Source organism: Vibrio sp. Isolate33, from assembly GCF_022397895.1.
Taxonomy (GTDB): Bacteria; Pseudomonadota; Gammaproteobacteria; order Enterobacterales; family Vibrionaceae; genus Vibrio; species Vibrio pomeroyi.
Genome location: NZ_JAKEUP010000002.1, coordinates 217,094 through 234,933, shown reverse-complemented (window position 1 = coordinate 234,933; position 17,840 = coordinate 217,094). Strand labels below are relative to the sequence as shown.

Below are 17,840 nucleotides of genomic sequence, written 5' to 3'. Positions count from 1 at the left end.
AATAGAACCACACAAAAGACAAACAAAAGCCCCGTAAACAACCATGTTTACGGGGCTTTTAAATTATCTAAGATATTAATCTACTTAAAAAGCACTGAACCTCGTCATTCCGAGGAGCCTAAGCGGCATCAGGGATCTATTTCAGCGCTTAGCTACCTAAATCTCAGTATTACCCGCAACATTTTTTATACTTCTTACCACTACCACAAATACACGGGTCATTGCGGCCTATCTTGAAGCTCTCTACGGTTTGGTTTAGGCGAGGGTCAATCTCTGGCTCTGTTAGCTCTTCATGTTTGTTTTCTTGCTCTGGGAACTCACCATCGATATAGAACCAAAGGCCATCTTCACGAACGAAACGCGAGCGCTCTTGCATGCAGTATTGTGCGCCGTCTTCATTGAAGTAGGCTTTAAACTCGACAAAGCCTTCGTTTTCGTGTGAGCCAGCTGCGGTATCAATGACTTCTAAGCCAGCCCAATCACTATCGATAGACTCTGCAATACCTTCTCTTTGAGCTTCTGCATTACAGCTAGGGTGGTAAGTCGCAATAACATAATCAACTAACCCCAATACGTGCGCTGAATAACGTGAGCGCATCAATTGCTCAGGTGTTTCAACTGAACTGTGATTAAGGTGCGCTGACTCGCAGCATTGTTGGTAAGAGTTTTTGTTACCGCACGGGCATAAAGACATAGTCAAATCCTGTAAAAATGGCCTCTATTAAGAGGCCATAAATGAATGCGTTGGAGTTTACCAAGAAACGATTGCTCACCAAAGCTTAGTTTCTATTGAAGCGATTATAAGAAGTGAATTATCTCAATGCTGGTGACAGTAGCTCTTGTGCCCAAGTCGTCGCTTCATCGTAAGCTTGGCCTAGTTGAGCCTCGCTGAGCTTGAGAAGTTTACGAATGCGCGTTGCTTCATCCCATCGAGCTTGCTCATAAGCAATAACCATAGCCAAAATTGCACCTAACACGCCCTTGCGTTGGATAAGGGCCTGTTTAATCTCGTCGTCGATTGGCACTGAGTCCAATACTTGCTTCAACGGTTGGTCAAACAGTGAATCCAGTAATGAGAACATGCCAGTTAGAAAGGCTTGTCCGGGCTCAACCTTCACATTCATCTTCTCGACTAATAGCTCACATTGACGTGCGCGCAATACCGCTAAACCGTAGAGTGAATCTGGCTTATCTTCTTTCGCCGATGCGATCGCTACAAGTGAAACGAACTTACGTAGTTTCTGTTCGCCAAGGTAAATCAGAGCTTGGCGGAATGAACGAATGGTCGTGGCTGATCCGCCTGCTGAGTTCACGTAAGCGAGTAACTTATAAGACAAGGTCACATCAAGAGTGATCAGACGCTCTACTTCACTAAAGTCGATGGGATCGTTAGCTATCTCTTTCAACAGTTGAACAATGGTCAAAAACGCAGGGTTGAGCGCACGAGTTTGAATCATTTCCGGCTTACTAAAGAAGTAGCCTTGGAAGTAGGAGAACCCAGCTTGGTTCGCTTCTTGGTACTCGTCGTAAGTCTCGACCTTTTCAGCAAGGAACTTGATATTTAGCCCTTTGAGAGAGTTCATGAACATCGAAGCTTTCGCAATAGAGATCAAACGGATATCAAACTTGATAATAGAGACGTAAGGTAAGAAACGTTTCCACGCTTTGCTTGGCACAAAGTCATCCAATGCGATGGTATAACCCGCATCGTAGATAGCTTTGATGGCTTCAAGTAGCTCGTCTGTTGGTTCGCAGTCTTCAAGAACCTCGACTACGAGGCTTTCTTTTGGAAATAGGGTAGGGACCAAGTTAATCAGGCTTGCATAAGGAAAGTTCACGAACCCCAGCTTATCACCCAGCGTATTATAGTGGGTTGATAAAAAGTGGTCGGAAAGCAAACGGCTAGTAGCGAGCTCCGGTTCTACTTCAGGGAAAGTGTTCTTAGGACCATCCCTGAATAGCAACTCGTAACCTATGGTTTTCTTATCTGTATCGAGTATTGGTTGACGCGCTACGTATGAATATTTCAACTTGGTACTGTGTTCGGTTTATTTCTGATAGAGAGATAATAGCTAATTCAGTGGAAATTACCATACACAATCTAAGAAAGTCTGACCGACAATAATAATCAAAGTGAAAGTTTAAGACTGATGTTGAAAGCTATTGCTAAACTCTCGATTCTGTAGTTCAAAACTTTGCGGAGTGAACACCAGCACTGAGCCTTGCGTATACCAATCGCCAAGTACGATACGGGTTTTAGTGCAATTATTAGCATTGAAAGTGTGGATGTCAGGGCGATGAGTGTGGCCGTGAATCATTAGATCAACGTTGTTTCGTTCCATCACATCTTCGACTTCTTGTTGTGTCACATCCATGATATCGAGAGACTTAGTTTGTTTGTCATCTTTGATATCAGATTGAACCTTCGAGACGATCTTCTTCTTGATGAAAAATGGAATTCTGTTGAAGACCCATTGTAGCCACGGTTGATGCACTTTTTCGCGGAAAGCGAGGTATTTTACATCTTCGGTGCATAGGGTATCACCATGTAACACAACCGCTTTTTGGCCGTAGATATCGATTGTCGATACTTCGTCTAGTAGTTTCACGCCGGTTTGCTTAGCAAATTTTTTGCCGACAAGGAAATCACGGTTACCTTGAGTGAAGTAGCAAGGTACGCCTGTTTTCACCAAATCAATAAACGCTTGGCGAATAGAGGTCGCGAACTCACTCTTATCGTCGTCACCAATCCAGAATTCGAAAAGGTCGCCTAACACATAAAGTGCATCCGCCTCTACCGCTTCATTCTTCATAAAGGTTAGGAAGCAGTCAGTGATGTCTTGTCGTGACGGAGCAAGGTGCAGGTCTGATATAAAATATGTTTTCATAGGTCTAAAAAAAGGGAGCGATTCGCTCCCTATATCCTGATTTTATCGGCTCATCAATTATTAATACTAGGGCGTGTTGACCTTTGGCGGTTAAATTTTGTTCGAGATAAAAGCGTTTTAATCGAGGCGAGGGATAGGAAGCCTAGTTATTCTAAGCAAATCTCCCTCAACAAAGAGTAAAACGCTTTTAGCCGAACCCTTTGGGCAGCGTTTGCTGGTTATTTCTACTGCGTTATCGGCTTTTTATGTAGGCTAGCTACACATCAAAGCCTCTGCCTTGTATAAATCCCCAGCAACTCGCTGCAAAAATCAGCTCAAAAGGTCAATACGCCCTAATCGAAAGCAAGTAATTAAGCTTCGATTGTAGTACCAGTGATGATCACTTCTTCTAGAGGTACATCTTGGTGCATACCCATAGAACCAGTGCTAACACCTTTGATCTTGTTTACGATGTCCATGCCTTCAACAACTTCTGCGAATACACAGTAGCCCCAACCGTCTAGGCTTTCGCTACGGAAGTTTAGGAAAGAGTTGTCGTTAACGTTGATGAAGAACTGAGAGCTCGCTGAATGCGGTTCCATAGTACGAGCCATTGCTAGCGTACCAACTTTGTTCGCTAGACCGTTGTTTGCTTCGTTCTTGATAGTAGCACGAGTTGCCTTTTCTTTAAGGCCAGAAGTCATGCCGCCGCCTTGAATCATGAAACCATCGATAACACGGTGGAATAGTGTGTTGTCGTAGAAACCGTCACGGCAATACTGTAGGAAGTTTGCGCTTGTTTCTGGTGCTTTTTCTTCGTTTAGTTGAACTTTGATGTCACCAAAATTTGTGTGAAGGATGATCATGATTGTTACCTTACTGTCTTTTTAATATGAAGTTCGAATTCTAGCGCATGTTGGCGGACTTTCAAATCATCAAATCATTCACTTAACTCAGATGTTTAAAGTAATTCCTGCTTTTGGGGATTACCTATTAAGGTATGACTTGTTATACTGCGATCTTATTTTTGATTAATCCATAAAATAGATAGAGATCATGCTGAAGATATATAACACGCTCACAAGACAGAAAGAGGAATTCAAACCAATTACAGCTGGCAAAGTCGGCATGTATGTCTGTGGGGTAACCATATACGATCTCTGTCACATTGGTCATGGTCGTACGTTCGTTTCTTTCGACGTAGTAACTCGTTACCTTCGTTACCTTGGTTACGATTTGAACTTCGTTCGTAACATCACAGATATCGATGACAAAATCATCAAGCGTGCTAACGAAAACGGCGAGTCTTGTGACTCTCTGACTGAGCGTCTAATCGGCGAAATGCACGCTGATTTCGATGCATTGAACATGAAGCGTCCAGACGTTGAACCTCGTGCAACGGAATTCATCACTGAAATCATCGAACTTGTTGAAAAGCTGATTGAACGCGGCTACGCATATGTTGCAAGTAACGGCGACGTAATGTTCGAAGTTAAGAAGTTCGAAGAATACGGTAAGCTTTCTAAGCAAGACCTAGATCAGCTTCAAGCTGGCGCTCGTGTTGACGTAGACTCAGCAAAACGTAGCCCGCTAGATTTCGTTGTTTGGAAGATGTCTAAGCCAGGTGAACCAACATGGGAATCACCATGGGGCCCAGGTCGTCCAGGCTGGCACATTGAATGTTCAGCAATGAACTCGTCTATTCTAGGTAACCACTTCGATATCCACGGTGGCGGCTCAGATCTACAATTCCCACACCATGAGAACGAAATCGCGCAATCTTGCTGTGCACATGGCACTGACTATGTAAACACATGGATGCACAGTGGCATGGTGATGGTAGACAGAGAAAAAATGTCTAAGTCACTAGGTAACTTCTTCACTATCCGTGATGTGCTAGCACACTACGATGCTGAAACAGTGCGCTACTTCCTAATGTCTGGTCACTACCGTAGTCAACTGAACTACAGTGAAGACAACTTAAACCAAGCTCGCGCATCGCTAGAGCGTCTATACACGTCACTTCGTGGCCTAGACCTTACAGCGGCTCCTGCTGGTGGCGAAGAGTACGTAACTCGCTTCTCTACTGCGATGAATGACGACTTCAATACGCCTGAAGCTTACTCCGTGCTGTTTGAAATGGCGCGTGAAATCAACCGTATCAAGCCTGAGAGCATTGAAAAAGCAAGCGGACTTGGTGCATTGATGCGTGAGCTAGCAGACATCATCGGTATTCTTCACCAAGAGCCAGAAGCCTTCCTACAAGGCGATGCGGCAGGTAACGATGACGAAGTGGCTGAAATCGAAGCGTTGATCAAATTGCGTAACGATTCTCGAGCTTCTAAGGATTGGGCAAATGCCGACCTTGCACGTGACAAGCTCAACGAGTTGGGCATCGTTCTAGAAGATGGCCCAGAAGGCACGACTTGGCGTCGTAAGTAAATCTTATAAAAAGGGCTGATTTTCAGCCCTTTTTTCTAGCAAAAATTCTCTAATTTCACCTTTTCATATTCAATTTTATTTAACAGGAATATTTCTGTGGCTCAGATGTATTTTTACTACTCGGCAATGAATGCGGGTAAATCAACAACGCTTCTTCAATCGTCATTCAACTACCAAGAACGCGGTATGACGCCAGTGATCTTCACGGCTGCATTGGATGATCGCTATGGTATCGGTAAAGTAAGCTCTCGAATTGGTCTGCAATCTGAAGCGCAACTATTTAAAAATGACACCAACATGTTTGATGCGATCAAAAAGCTAAACGACGAAGAGAAGCGTCATTGTGTTTTGATTGATGAGTGTCAGTTCTTATCGAAAGAGCAAGTTTACCAACTAACAGAAGTAGTGGATAAGCTGCATATCCCTGTACTGTGTTACGGTTTACGTACTGACTTCTTGGGTGAACTGTTTGAAGGCAGCCGTTACTTGTTGTCTTGGGCCGATAAACTAGTTGAGCTCAAAACGATTTGTCACTGCGGTCGCAAAGCGAACATGGTGATTCGTACTGATGAGCACGGTGTTGCGATTGCTGAAGGTGACCAAGTTGCTATTGGTGGTAACGACAAATATGTGTCTGTTTGTCGTCTTCACTATAAAGAAGCGTTAGGTAAATAAACGTTTCTTAATTGCCTTGGCAATAGATGACAAAGCGAAGCAGTAAAATAAAAAACGGTGGCCAAGTGCCACCGTTTTTGTTTTCTGATAGGTCATCGCTATTTATTCAAAGCCGAGCTTCTTAATCGTTAAATAGGCGTGATCAACTTCCTCGGAAATCGGCATTTCGATCTGGAAGCCTTGAGCAGGGTAGGACTTGATACGCTCAAAATCGGCAACCAACGCGCCTAGAACCTTATCCAATGGCAACTCTTCATTAAAGTAATCGACCCAATCTTGCCACTTTGATGTCACGGTGATTTCTGTCGCCGCTTCAGGCCACTGTTTACTGAAGGTCGCGTAAGTACGTTTCTCCATAAAAGGCTTCTGCACTAGGGTTAGCCTTTTGGGAGATAACCCTCGCTCCGTCAGCAACTCGTGTGTGAAGCGGACATTCTCCCCAGTATTAGTCGCGTGTTTCTCTATGATAATGTCTGAATCTGGCACGCCACAGTCGCGGGCAATAGCAGCGAAGGTTTCTGCTTCTGAGCGTTCAAAGTTGCCTTCGGTAAAGCGTCCGACACCACCAGAAAAAACGATGTATGGCGCAATCTTTTGATGGTAGAGCTCGGCAGCGTATTCAGCAACACGAGTATCGTTGCTACACAACACAAAAATACAGTCTGAGGGGGCAACCTTGTGACCCATAGACATGAAGTTCCAAAGGGTGTCGATCGCGCGGTGTAGCTTAATGTTGGGCTCTTTGTTAGCTATAGATTGTTCAGTCATGCAGTGCGTCCAATGTGGATTCGAATTTAAACGAATAACCTAAGTCGAGAATCTTTTTCGACGAGATCAGCTTGTCTGGTGTATCAACAACTGGTGGCAGAGGCTCGCTGCTATTAGCACTTTTCAGTGCAGCGGCATAAAACTCCGCCTTACTTACGGTGTTTGGGGTGGTCACATTAACCACTTCATTGTGTAGTTGGTTGATAGCGAAGTCGACTGCGCCAATGGCATCATCAAGATGAAGCATGTTAGCCGGAGCTTGAGTGCTCACTTGCTTCAGTTTACTTGCAAACCTTGATGGGTGGCGACTTGGGCCAATCAAGCCACTAAAACGAAGAATGGTGTAATCGATACCTGAATCTATCACCAACTGCTCAGCTTGCAGCATGACACGCGCGTTATCGGAAAATGAAGATGCGTGCTCTTTATCTGAGGTGGAGAGGAGAAGAGAGGCATTTTGCTCATTTAATACACCGGGTTTAGTTGGATAAACCGTGGTTGAGCTAACCATAATGAGCTTCTTAACGTTCGCCTTCTGACAAGCACTGGTTAGCTGCTGCCAGTAAGCTGCATACTCTTGGCCTGCACCTTTTCTAAAACCAGGAGGGAAGCTGCCTATTACAATCTCGGCATTGTTTTCGAGTAACAGCGAATAGAGTTGCCCGATAGTTTGGTCAGCCTGTGATGCGTTAAAGCTGAATACTTCACAGGGAATACGCTCATTACTGATGGTGTCTGCACCCGCTTGGGTCGTCTTGGTGACGACCACTCGGTTACCATGTCTCTCTAGATGCTCAGATAAAGGGGCACCTACCCATCCTGCACCGATAATAAATATAGAAGCCATCTGTACCTCACAACGACAAGCTATGGATTTAGAATAAGCCTAACAAACCTTTGCCCAAAAATGAAAAAACTCCACGGCCGAAGCGAGTGGAGTTTTTACTAGAACAATGAAGCTTTATTTAAGTACGCGAAGTAGTTTGTCTGCGCGCTCTGCCATCTCGATACCTTCATCTGTTAGGTAACCACCGTCTGGCTGAGTACAAAGGTTCTTTTCGAATAGGCGCTTAACAGCGTCTTGAGTTTCTTGAGCAGCCTCTTGATGAACTTTAATGCCCGTAGCAGCGCTACTTACATCAAATTGAAGAAGGAGGTTTAAATCAGCAATATGTTCAGCGTTGTACTTCATAATTAACCTATATATTCATAACGTTCTCTACCTTCACCTTAGTGCGCATTCACAACTCAGGCAATAGCAAATAAATAGAATTGATAAGTGATACCAAATTGAATGATTAATCGACGTATGATGGGTTTATTTTGGTTAGATTGGGTGATTTGCACCCACTTAAATTGCGAATGATGTTTATTGCTAAGTGGTTGTAATATATTGTGGGACTAGAAATATATTGCATTCAGCTAATATTGAATAAAAAAGGAAATGCATCAGTGAGAGCGAACAAAGTAGCATTAGTTATTAGTATGCTATTTGCTATCTCAGGTTGTCAAAGCACACCCTCAGAGCAGACAGACGCGAACCAAACCACGAACAACAATGAATCAACCTTAGAGGTCCGTTCTTTCCAGTCTGTCCAAAGCGTTTACTCCGAATGGGAAGCTAAGCTTGAAGACCATGCTCAATTGTCTCTCTATGCACCAGAGAATTACAATGAACTGTTAGATGCATGGGATGATGCTGAAAGTATTTATGCGGACTTACTGAAAGACGAATCTCGCCTGACGAAGAGCTACTCGATTTTTTCAAGCCTAACTTACGCTGAAGCTTTTGATGAAAAAATCGCGTTGATCAAATCGAACTATGATTCGATCTTAGCGCTTAAGAAAAAGGCTGATCGAGTATTAGCCGATTCGATTGTACAAATGGATTACCTTAAGTTTCTTGGTGCAGACACCATGTTTACATCGAGCTATAAAAGGTTGTATTCAGAATACAGCGAGCTATTCGAGTACGTGTTAGTCGACGAACTGGAAGACGCACAAGAAGCTCAAGTTGAATTCCTCAATAATGCTCGCTTGCTAGAAGTGAAAGTGGCACACAAGAAATACATCGAGCCTTTGAAGGATGAGTTAGAGTTCTTAGAAGATGAAGACTTTGATGATGTTGTTCCTTTAACGTTTGCTAAGGCCGCTGCTCAAATCACGTTGGCAGAAAACCAAGTGAAAGCGAGCCCGCGTGAAAAGTCGATCATTCAAGACGCGGTTCAAGCGGCTGAGTTTGAATTGAACCACGTGCGCAGTGTCGCTCATGAAGTGAAAGTGTTGGCGAGCGTGAAAGGGGACAAGTTCGAGCAGTCGGTATTGAACGCTGAGAACCAGTTGCTGAGTATTTCACAAATGGTGAATGATGAAGACTACCGTGACGTTGTGCTGCGTCTTCAGTCTCAAAAAATTGTAGAGAGTGTCAAAGCGTTAAAAAGCTCAGACATGACCTCTTTATTAAAGTCAGAGATCGAAAAGTTGACTGAGCAATTAGCTAAGCTTGAAAGTGAAAACCAGCAACAAGCACAGCAATTGTCTGAAGCGACCAAACACAATCAGCTATTGGATGAGCAGGTGACTAAGAGTGATGCTCATATAAAAAGCTTGGAAGAGTTGGTGGATAGCTTGAAAAGCTTAGGTGGTAAGGTAGCGAATGAAAGCGATTCCGACCTTACGCCAACTAACGTTGAATCTAACCTCGAAGATGCGGCTTTAGATCAATCATCAGAAGAAGTGATTGAACCTTCGGTTTAGCATAACCAATGTCTTTATTTGTGACTGACTTAAAAGCGCCTTAGGGCGCTTTTTTACGTTCTGTTGATCTATGTCAAAATCTGAAAATAAAAGCCCTCAAAACACGTCTATAGTGTACGTCATTCTTTTGATTTTAACGTAACTTGTTGATATTTATAGATGTGTTGTTTTTATCGTTAGTTGGCTTTCATTCATCAGACTTTTCTTTTTACTACTAAAGTCGTAAGAAATTCCAATATCATTGAAGGTTTAGCGTTTTCTAGGTTGTTGAAGGAAATTCGAGCATAAAATAGCTCTTGAATTAAGAAATGAAAGAGAGGATTATCGCGCTCCCGACGACATGTTTCAAAATGTAAATCATCATGAATCTAAACCAATTTGACTCATTATTACCGCCACAAATGGCTGAGCGCGCTGCAGATATTGGCGTAGGTAAAGCAACTAAAGATCCAATCAAATCTTTTCTCCTAGCGATTTCAGCTGGTATCCATATCGGTATTGCGTTTGTGTTCTACACCATCGTTACCACCGGTGCTGGTGATTTGCCATGGGGCATTACACGTTTATTAGGTGGCTTGGCATTTAGCTTAGGCTTAATCCTCGTTGTTGTGACTGGCGGTGAGCTGTTTACAAGTTCGGTGTTAACTTTGGTGGCACGCGCAAGTGGCAAGATCACTTGGCGTACACTGGTTAAGAACTGGGCGACAGTTTATGTAGGCAACTTGATCGGCGCTTTGTTGCTGGTGGCTTGTATGTTGCTGACCAAACAATACATGTTTGACCACGGCCAAGTGGGCTTAAACGCGATGGCGATTTCCCAACATAAGATGCACCATGATTTTATCCAAGCGATCGCACTAGGTATCATGTGTAATGTATTGGTTTGTATCGCAGTATGGATGACATTCAGTGGACGCACATTGACCGACAAAATCGCGGTAATGATTCTGCCTGTTGCGATGTTTGTATCAGCGGGTTTTGAGCACTGTATTGCCAACATGTTCCAAGTTCCATTAGCAATCGGCATCAAGACGTTTGCTCCTGCTGAGTTCTGGACAATGACGGGCGCTAACCCTGCGGATTACGTTGACCTGAACATGATGGACTTTCTGATGAACAACTTGCTGCCCGTTACTATAGGTAACATCATTGGTGGCGGTATCTTTGTTGGCATGTGGTACTGGTTAATCTACCTGCGTGATTAATATAGATGACGCGATCAACAAAGATTGCGTGACAAGTTCTGTCGACGAGAGTCGTTAAAGCTCAGCGAAACAATCGAATTGACATATGACACTTACAAGACGGTCTGCATTGCAGGCCGTTTTTTATTTGTGGAAAACCACTCCTTTTGTCGCTCTGTTTGTCATCTGAAGAGACAACAACGTTGATCATCATGTGTGCATATGTCTTTGAAATTACCCAAGGATCAATAGCAATGATCTTTCGAATGCTCGAAATGGACAAAAAAGGATCTATATTGATTTGGTTATCCACAGTTTCTGTGGATAACCTGTCTCAAATTCAGTGAGTAACCAGATCTAAGGGGAGTGGAGAGGCTATTTTTCCGGTTTCATTTGAGCGAGAACTCGACCTTCTTTTGTCAGAGAAGTCTTCAATGAGAGGTGCAGAGCCAGCGCCAAAGAGCAGCTCATCATCACGAAAATAGCCAACATGATCATCAGTTGATATTTAATGGCGATCATCGGTGAAGCGCCTCCTAAAATCTGACCAGTCATCATTCCTGGCAGTGTGACTAAGCCTGTGGTCGCCATAGAGGCCATAATTGGAGACATCGCTTTCTGTATCGCGTTACGCACAAAAGGTGTAGCAGCGTAGGTTGGAGAAGCACCTAGCGCGATTGCCGCTTCATATTCTGATTTCTGCGTTTCAAAAGCACCAAACAGGTTCTGCAATGCCACTATATTACTGCTTAAGCTATTACCCAATAACATACCTGCAATGGGGATAAGATACTGAGCATTGAAAACCGGTGTAGGTTTAATGATGAAAAAGCAGATAAACAAGACGATGGGTACACAGGTTACGGCAAGGCTAACGGCAACAGGTGCTAATAATAGCTGCCTTGGTAACCTAGACTTCTCAACAATCGAGCTCGCACCGACAATTATCATGGCAAACAGCCACAACAAATTGACCCACAAACTATTCAAAGTAAACAAATACTCTAGGTAAAGACCGACAAGAAACAGCTGAATAACCATGCGAATGATGCTGATAGAGGCTTCTTTTCCAAGGCCGAGTTTCAGCTTGTGGTTGATGGCAATGGGCAGCAAGAGAAGTGAACTGAAGAACAACAACTGCCACCAAGATATATCAATAACGTCTTGCATAGTGCTTCCTTTTAAGTAGGCCTCCATCATATCTGAAAGTGCCAAATGATGCATTTCAGCTTCAAACCCGTCGATTCAAAAAGTGCTCAATTATTTAACAAGCAAAGTACAAAATATTGGTTGTTTGAGGCTTTTTTGGCTACTACTTAGTAGGTAAAACGTTAAAATTAGTTATAATACGGTTGCATAAATGTTAGCTTTTAACATTTGTGAAATATACTTAATTCTTCACATTTGTTAATACTTTTTAATAACTTTGTTTAACTAAAAACAAGTTTGGATGAGCTCAAAAAAGTATTGATTAGCAAGGGTTATAAGGGGAGATTTGATTGAACCCTACTTTGAGTATGGTCTAAAATTTGTTGTTAGATACTCAAGAACTTTAGCCCCATAGAATGGGTTACTCGAAATTACTAAATACAAAATAGGCAAAATGTATGAGTGATGTTAAAAAAATTGAAACTGGCGAAAAACGCTCGTTGGAGTGGAAGTCATTCCTCTTCATTGCGGTGGTTCTCTTTCCAATATTAAGTGTGGCTTTTGTAGGCGGTTACGGCTTCATAGTTTGGGCACTACAAGTATTCGTATTCGGACCTCCAGGTGCTCACGGCGGCATGTAATGCCCTCTAGTAACAACTTTTTTTAAACCAATATTTAAGAGAGCTAAACATGAAATCATTTTTAGTGAAATTATGGCGCACAATGACTCGCCCAGCAGTACACATCAGTCTTGGTGTACTAACAATGGGTGGCTTCATCGCCGGTGTTATTTTCTGGGGTGGTTTCAACACCGCTCTAGAGCACACAAATACAGAAGAGTTCTGTGTAAGCTGTCACACCATGCGTGACAATGTATACGTAGAACTGCAAGAAACGATTCACTGGAAAAACACTTCTGGTGTACGTGCTACTTGTCCTGACTGTCACGTTCCACATGAATGGACAGCAAAAATTGCTCGTAAGATGCAAGCATCTAAAGAAGTATTCGCACAAGTATTTGGTGACCTAGACACACCAGAGAAATTCGAAGCACGTCGTATCGAATTGGCTAAGCATGAATGGGATCGTTTCTCTTCGAACAAATCTCTAGAATGTAAAAACTGCCACAACTACGATTCAATGGATTTCGAAAACATGCGCCCAACAGCGCGTATCCAGATGAAAAACGCGGCAGAGCGTGATCAAAGCTGTGTTGACTGCCACAAAGGTATTGCTCACAACCTTCCATTAGATATGGCATCAGCAAGCGGTATTGTTGGCGAGCTAGAAAATGTAGCAAGCAGCACATCTTACGCAAATGGTTCAGACGTAATCTCTATTCGTCACCTACCAATGTATACGGATGAGACAGCAACAGTTGAAGCGGGTCTATTAAGCCCTGCAAGTAAAGTTGCAGTGATCGACGAAAAAGGCGACATGATTAAGATTCAAATCGACGGTTGGCGTAAAGCGAAAGGCTTCGGACGTGTAATCCAAGAAGACTTCGGTATGAACATCTCGACTGCAATCTTGACGAAAGAAGTATCTCAAAGTGACGTAATCACTGTTGGTGAGAAGAAAGAAGATGAGCTAACTGGTCTTCCTTGGGAAGAAGTTAACCTAGCACTTTGGATGAAGAAAGAGTCTATGGTTGATAACTTCGATCCAATCTGGAACGCAGCTGGTCAAGCGTACCAATCTAACTGTTCAACGTGTCACTCACAGCCAGATGAAGCTCACTTCAGCGCTAACGGTTGGGTAGGCATGCTAGATGGTATGATTGCGTTCGTTAACTTCGATACAGATACAGAAGCACTTGTTCTTAAGTATCTACAGAAGCACTCATCAGATTTTTCTGAAGGCCATCACTAATAAGACGTCAATTGGAGTAACACAATGGCAATTACAAGAAGAAGTTTTCTGAAAGGTGTCGCTACTACAAGTGCGGCATCGGTTATCGGTCCAAGCTTATTGGCGTCGGCATCAGCGTCTGCTGCAGAAACAGACGGCGCGTGGAAAGTCTCTGGTTCTCACTGGGGTGCATTCCGAGCTCGTGTTTATGCGGGTAAAGTACAAGAAATTAAACCTCTAGAAATCGATCAACACCCAACTGAGATGTTGAAAGGTATTAAAGGTATTATCTACAGCCCATCACGTGTGCGTTACCCAATGGTTCGCCTAGATTGGTTGAAGAAGCATAAATACAGCGCAGATACGCGTGGTAACAACCGCTTTATTCGTGTGACTTGGGATGAGGCACTAGACCTTGTTTACCGTGAACTAGAGCGCGTACAGAAAGATTACGGTCCATGGGCGCTTCACACCGGTCAAACTGGTTGGAGACAAACTGGTCAGTTCCACAGCTGTACTAACCACATGCAACGTGCAATGGCACTTCACGGTTACTCTGTGAAGAAAATCGGTGACTACTCAACAGGTGCTGGTCAAACGATCATGCCTTACGTACTAGGTTCTACTGAAGTTTACGCGCAAGGTACATCTTGGGAACTTATCCTAGAAAACAGTGACAACATTGTTCTTTGGGGTAACGATCCAGTGAAAAACCTGCAAGTAGGTTGGACATGTGAGACGCACGAGTCGTTCGCATACCTAGAACAGCTGAAAGAAAAAGTTGCTAAGAAAGAGATCAACGTTGTTTCTGTTGACCCTGTTAAGAACAAAACAGGTCGTTACCTAGAAAACGAGCAAATGTACATCAACCCACAAACTGATGTGGCGTTCATGCTGGGTGTTGCTCACGTTCTTTACAACGAAGACCTATACGACAAGAAGTTCATCGAAACTTACTGTCTAGGTTTTGAAGACTTCATCAAGTACGTTCAAGGTGAAACGAAAGATAAAGTTGAGAAGACACCAGAATGGGCTGCAGAAATCTGTGGTGCAAGCGCTGACTCAATCCGTGAATTTGCTAAGATGCTGGTTAACGGTCGTACACAGATTCTTGTTGGTTGGAGTATCCAACGTCAGGAGCACGGTGAACAGCCTTACTGGATGTGTGCAGTTATCGCAGCAATGGTTGGCCAAATTGGTCTTCCAGGCGGTGGTATCTCTTACGGTCACCACTACTCTGGTATCGGTGTATCTTCAACTGGCTTCGCTGCTCCGGGTTCATTCCCGCTGAACATCGACCAAGGTCAATCGCCTAAGCACACCAACACTGATTACAACGGTTACAGCCGCGTAATCCCAGTTGCTCGTTGGGTAGATAGCTTGCTAGAGCCTGGTAAGAAGATCAAAGCAAACGGCGCAACAGTGACACTGCCTGACATCAAGATGATGGTATTCAGTGGTAACAACCCGTGGCACCACCACCAAGATCGCAACAAGATGCGTAAAGCATTCAAGAGCCTACAAACTGTAGTAGCTGTTGATTTCGCTTGGACTGCAACTTGTCGTCACTCTGACATCGTGCTTCCAGCATGTACTCAGTGGGAACGTAACGATATTGACGGTTACGGTGCATACTCTGGTCGTGGTTTGATCGCAATGCACAAGCTAGTGGATCCTCTGTTCCAGTCTAAGACTGATTTCGAGATCATGTCTAGCCTGACTAAGCGTTGGGGTCGTTACGACGATTACACGCGTGGTATGGACGAAATGCAGTGGGTTAAATCTCTGTACGACGAATGTCGCGCTTCAAACGAAGGCAGCTTTGAAATGCCTGAGTTCGCTGAGTTCTGGGAAAAAGGTTTCCTAGACTTCGGTAAAGGTAAGCCATGGACTCGTCACGCTTCATTCCGTGAAGATCCAGAGATCAACGCACTAGGTACACCTTCTGGTTTCATCGAAATCACAAGCCGTACAGTTGGCAACATGGGCTACGAGCACTGTCAAGAACACCCAATGTGGTTCGAGAAATCTGAACGTTCACACGGTGGTCCAGGTTCTGACAAACACCCGTACTGGCTACAATCTTGTCACCCAGACAAGCGTCTTCACTCACAGATGTGTGAATCTGAAGAGTGGCGTGCGACTTACGCGGTACAAGGCCGTGAGCCAATCTACATCAACCCAACAGATGCTAAGAAGAAAGGCATCAAAGATGGCGATGTAGTACGCGTGTTCAACGACCGTGGCCAACTACTAGCAGGTGCTGTTCTGATGGATAGCTACGCTCCTGGTGTTGTTCGTATCGAAGAAGGTGCTTGGTACGGCCCGATCAACGAGAAAGTGGGCGCGCTAGATACATACGGCGATCCAAACACACTAACTCAAGATATCGGTACGTCTGAACTTGCTCAAGCAACGTCAGCAAACACATGTTTGGTTAACTTCGAGAAGTTCCAAGGTAAACTGCCTCCAGTAACTTCATTCGGTGGTCCAATCGAAGTAGCTTAAGCCTCTCGCTCAAGAGCTGAGATTAAAGCTTAAATTAAAGCCCCTGTAAGCGTTCTTACAGGGGCTTTTTGTATTTCTGATATCTGTACAGAGACTTCTAATTAAGTCTTGTAGTCGCGTTTATAAAGGCTTTCTACGGGGGAGCTATAACGTATGGATTGAGATAAATTGCACAAGTAACGTGGTAACAGCTATGGAGCAAAGGAAGAGGGTGTTTTGAAGGGGCTCTCTTAAGAGCGAAGTCGTCGAAAGCAAAAAGGCCGATACAAAGTACCGGCCGATTAGAAACCTATGGGGTGAGGCCAAATCTTGAATAAAAACTTAAGCTTTGAATAGAAACTTAAGCCTAAAGCTCGAACATAAACCAATAACCGTATGCACAGAGCAAAGCGGGCACACTCGAATACAATGTGGCGACAAGCGCTGCTTTAGGTGCCATGGCAATTGCAGGGAATAGCGCATCACCATCATTTGAAATCGCATTACCAACCTGAGCTGAAAGTGGCAGCGCACCTGACAGGTACAAGCTAGTGACCAATAATTGTGGACCACAGCCAGGTAGCAAACCCATCAACACGCCCGCCAGGGGGAGCATGATCCCCCAACTTGAGAAAAGCGTCGCAAAATCCACATTTGCTAGCACAGAACCAAATTCGAAGAAAAGAAAGGCAACCACAACCCACGCTGTCACAAAGTTGGTGTCTTGAGCGGTTTTTTGTAGTGGATGAGAGCCTAAACATTTCTCATCTTCACTTACGGCTGATTTGTAATCTTCAATCTCTCGAGTGAGGCCCCATAGAAACATCGAGCTAATCAATAAAATTGTTCCCGCCCATTCCATCGACATTTCAGGCAACGCGAGTAACTCGTTTACATCTACTTGAAAAGAACCAAGTAGGGCTACTGCAGCACCGGGAATAATCAGTACAGACCACAAGTAACCTTGCAGGTTGATCGCCTTTTTAGATACGGACTCTTTGTCTTGGGATTGAGATGAGCAACTGCGAACTGCTTCATTTTGCTCAGCCTGTTTTGGACGTAAGAAGTCATCCGCATGAAATAGGTTAATGATTCGACCTGACGCCGTACCCACAATCACACCCATCGCCATCATAGCTAAACCGGTTTTGGGTTCACTTGCTATCAACAAGAAGGCAGCATCGCCCATGGTGGAGACCAGCACGGCCACAACCGCACCAAACCCGAGTTTGCCGGATATAAATTGTGTGGTCACCACAATCGCACCGCCACAGCCGGGTAAAGCGCCCATGAGTGCAGCAAACACCACTTGGTTTGAACGAGACTGATGCACAAGCTTGTTGAATACGTTGTCTTTGTTGATGTAAAGGCTTAACCAGTGGTAAATCGCCAAGGTTAAAGCAACATAGCAAGACACTGCCCAGAACGCGTCTGACAGAGTGGTCACCGTCAATTCACGTGTAGCGGGAGCTGCCACAAGAGCGGCAAGTGAGATAGGTAATAGCAGTCGCTTAAATGACAGTGAAAACTGAGTTGTTTTCGAAGCACGACTGCTTGGCAAAAAAGAGATTAGACGATCCATAGGTGTTACTCAAAATTAGTGGCTTAAGATAAATATATACGAATGATAATAATTATCAATTGCATTTGTTGTTTTTTA

At 44.0% G+C, this 17,840-nt stretch carries 16 protein-coding genes; 7 read left to right on the top strand and 9 right to left on the bottom strand.

Going from position 1 to position 17,840, the window contains the following annotated elements:
• Window positions 1-169: 169 nt before the first annotated feature.
• The 4 genes from L1D37_RS04315 to L1D37_RS04300 all read right to left on the bottom strand — a co-directional run bounded on the left by L1D37_RS04315 (window position 170) and on the right by L1D37_RS04300 (window position 3,733).
• Window positions 170-694, bottom strand: a complete 525-nt coding sequence (locus L1D37_RS04315; RefSeq protein WP_239846990.1) for a YchJ family protein — start codon at window positions 692-694, stop codon at window positions 170-172.
• 118 nt (window positions 695-812) lie between these two features.
• Window positions 813-2,030, bottom strand: coding sequence for an EAL domain-containing protein (locus L1D37_RS04310; RefSeq protein ID WP_026084228.1), 1,218 nt, complete (start codon window positions 2,028-2,030; stop codon window positions 813-815).
• Between the two features lie 111 nt (window positions 2,031-2,141).
• Window positions 2,142-2,888, bottom strand: a complete 747-nt coding sequence (lpxH, locus tag L1D37_RS04305) for a UDP-2,3-diacylglucosamine diphosphatase (RefSeq protein WP_122082428.1) — start codon at window positions 2,886-2,888, stop codon at window positions 2,142-2,144.
• Between the two features lie 350 nt (window positions 2,889-3,238).
• Window positions 3,239-3,733, bottom strand: coding sequence for a peptidylprolyl isomerase (locus L1D37_RS04300; protein WP_017060275.1), 495 nt, complete (start codon window positions 3,731-3,733; stop codon window positions 3,239-3,241).
• A 190-nt stretch (window positions 3,734-3,923) separates the two neighbouring features.
• Here L1D37_RS04300 and cysS point away from each other — a divergent pair, with 190 nt between their 5' ends.
• Together cysS and L1D37_RS04290 are read left to right on the top strand one after the other, a co-directional pair.
• Window positions 3,924-5,309, top strand: a complete 1,386-nt coding sequence (gene cysS, locus L1D37_RS04295) for a cysteine--tRNA ligase (RefSeq protein WP_123283052.1) — start codon at window positions 3,924-3,926, stop codon at window positions 5,307-5,309.
• Window positions 5,310-5,405: 96 nt separating this feature from the next.
• A complete protein-coding gene (locus tag L1D37_RS04290; protein WP_048658319.1) occupies window positions 5,406-5,984 on the top strand; it encodes a thymidine kinase in 579 nt (192 codons plus the stop codon).
• 102 nt (window positions 5,985-6,086) lie between these two features.
• Here L1D37_RS04290 and L1D37_RS04285 read toward each other — a convergent pair whose 3' ends face one another.
• From L1D37_RS04285 to L1D37_RS04275, 3 genes are all read right to left on the bottom strand, one after another.
• Window positions 6,087-6,752, bottom strand: coding sequence for a YdcF family protein (locus L1D37_RS04285; protein WP_239846988.1), 666 nt, complete (start codon window positions 6,750-6,752; stop codon window positions 6,087-6,089).
• Entirely contained in the window at window positions 6,745-7,599 is an 855-nt protein-coding gene (locus L1D37_RS04280; RefSeq protein ID WP_239846987.1) for an NAD(P)H-binding protein, read from the bottom strand. Before L1D37_RS04280 ends, L1D37_RS04285 begins: the two co-directional genes overlap by 8 nt.
• Window positions 7,600-7,713: 114 nt before the next feature.
• Window positions 7,714-7,944 (bottom strand): TIGR02647 family protein, encoded by a 231-nt coding sequence (locus L1D37_RS04275; RefSeq protein ID WP_017630468.1) that lies wholly within the window; start codon window positions 7,942-7,944, stop codon window positions 7,714-7,716.
• Window positions 7,945-8,204: 260 nt separating this feature from the next.
• On the opposite strand from L1D37_RS04275, the gene L1D37_RS04270 reads away from it, so the two are divergent.
• Both L1D37_RS04270 and focA read left to right on the top strand, forming a co-directional pair.
• Window positions 8,205-9,509, top strand: a complete 1,305-nt coding sequence (locus L1D37_RS04270; protein WP_239846986.1) for an ATPase — start codon at window positions 8,205-8,207, stop codon at window positions 9,507-9,509.
• A gap of 362 nt (window positions 9,510-9,871) precedes the next feature.
• Complete coding sequence (gene focA / locus L1D37_RS04265; protein WP_048614492.1) at window positions 9,872-10,714, top strand: formate transporter FocA; 843 nt, start codon at window positions 9,872-9,874, stop codon at window positions 10,712-10,714.
• A 354-nt stretch (window positions 10,715-11,068) separates the two neighbouring features.
• On the opposite strand, the gene L1D37_RS04260 is transcribed toward focA, so the two are convergent.
• On the bottom strand, window positions 11,069-11,863 hold the full coding sequence (locus L1D37_RS04260; RefSeq protein WP_239846985.1) for an ABC transporter permease: 795 nt from the start codon (window positions 11,861-11,863) through the stop codon (window positions 11,069-11,071).
• A 437-nt stretch (window positions 11,864-12,300) separates the two neighbouring features.
• On the opposite strand from L1D37_RS04260, the gene torE reads away from it, so the two are divergent.
• The 3 genes from torE to torA are packed head-to-tail and all read left to right on the top strand — an operon-like array spanning window position 12,301 to window position 16,201.
• Complete coding sequence (gene torE / locus L1D37_RS04255) at window positions 12,301-12,483, top strand: trimethylamine N-oxide reductase system protein TorE (RefSeq protein WP_010440051.1); 183 nt, start codon at window positions 12,301-12,303, stop codon at window positions 12,481-12,483.
• Between the two features lie 49 nt (window positions 12,484-12,532).
• Entirely contained in the window at window positions 12,533-13,714 is a 1,182-nt protein-coding gene (torC, locus tag L1D37_RS04250; RefSeq protein WP_239846984.1) for a pentaheme c-type cytochrome TorC, read from the top strand.
• Between the two features lie 24 nt (window positions 13,715-13,738).
• A complete protein-coding gene (gene torA, locus L1D37_RS04245) occupies window positions 13,739-16,201 on the top strand; it encodes a trimethylamine-N-oxide reductase TorA (protein ID WP_017630463.1) in 2,463 nt (820 codons plus the stop codon).
• A 346-nt stretch (window positions 16,202-16,547) separates the two neighbouring features.
• Here the strand turns inward: torA and L1D37_RS04240 are convergent, their stop codons facing one another.
• Window positions 16,548-17,762 carry a putative manganese transporter gene (locus L1D37_RS04240; protein WP_239846983.1) on the bottom strand — a complete coding sequence of 405 codons (1,215 nt, stop codon included), beginning with the start codon at window positions 17,760-17,762 and terminating at the stop codon, window positions 16,548-16,550.
• Between the last annotated feature and the right edge of the window lie 78 nt (window positions 17,763-17,840).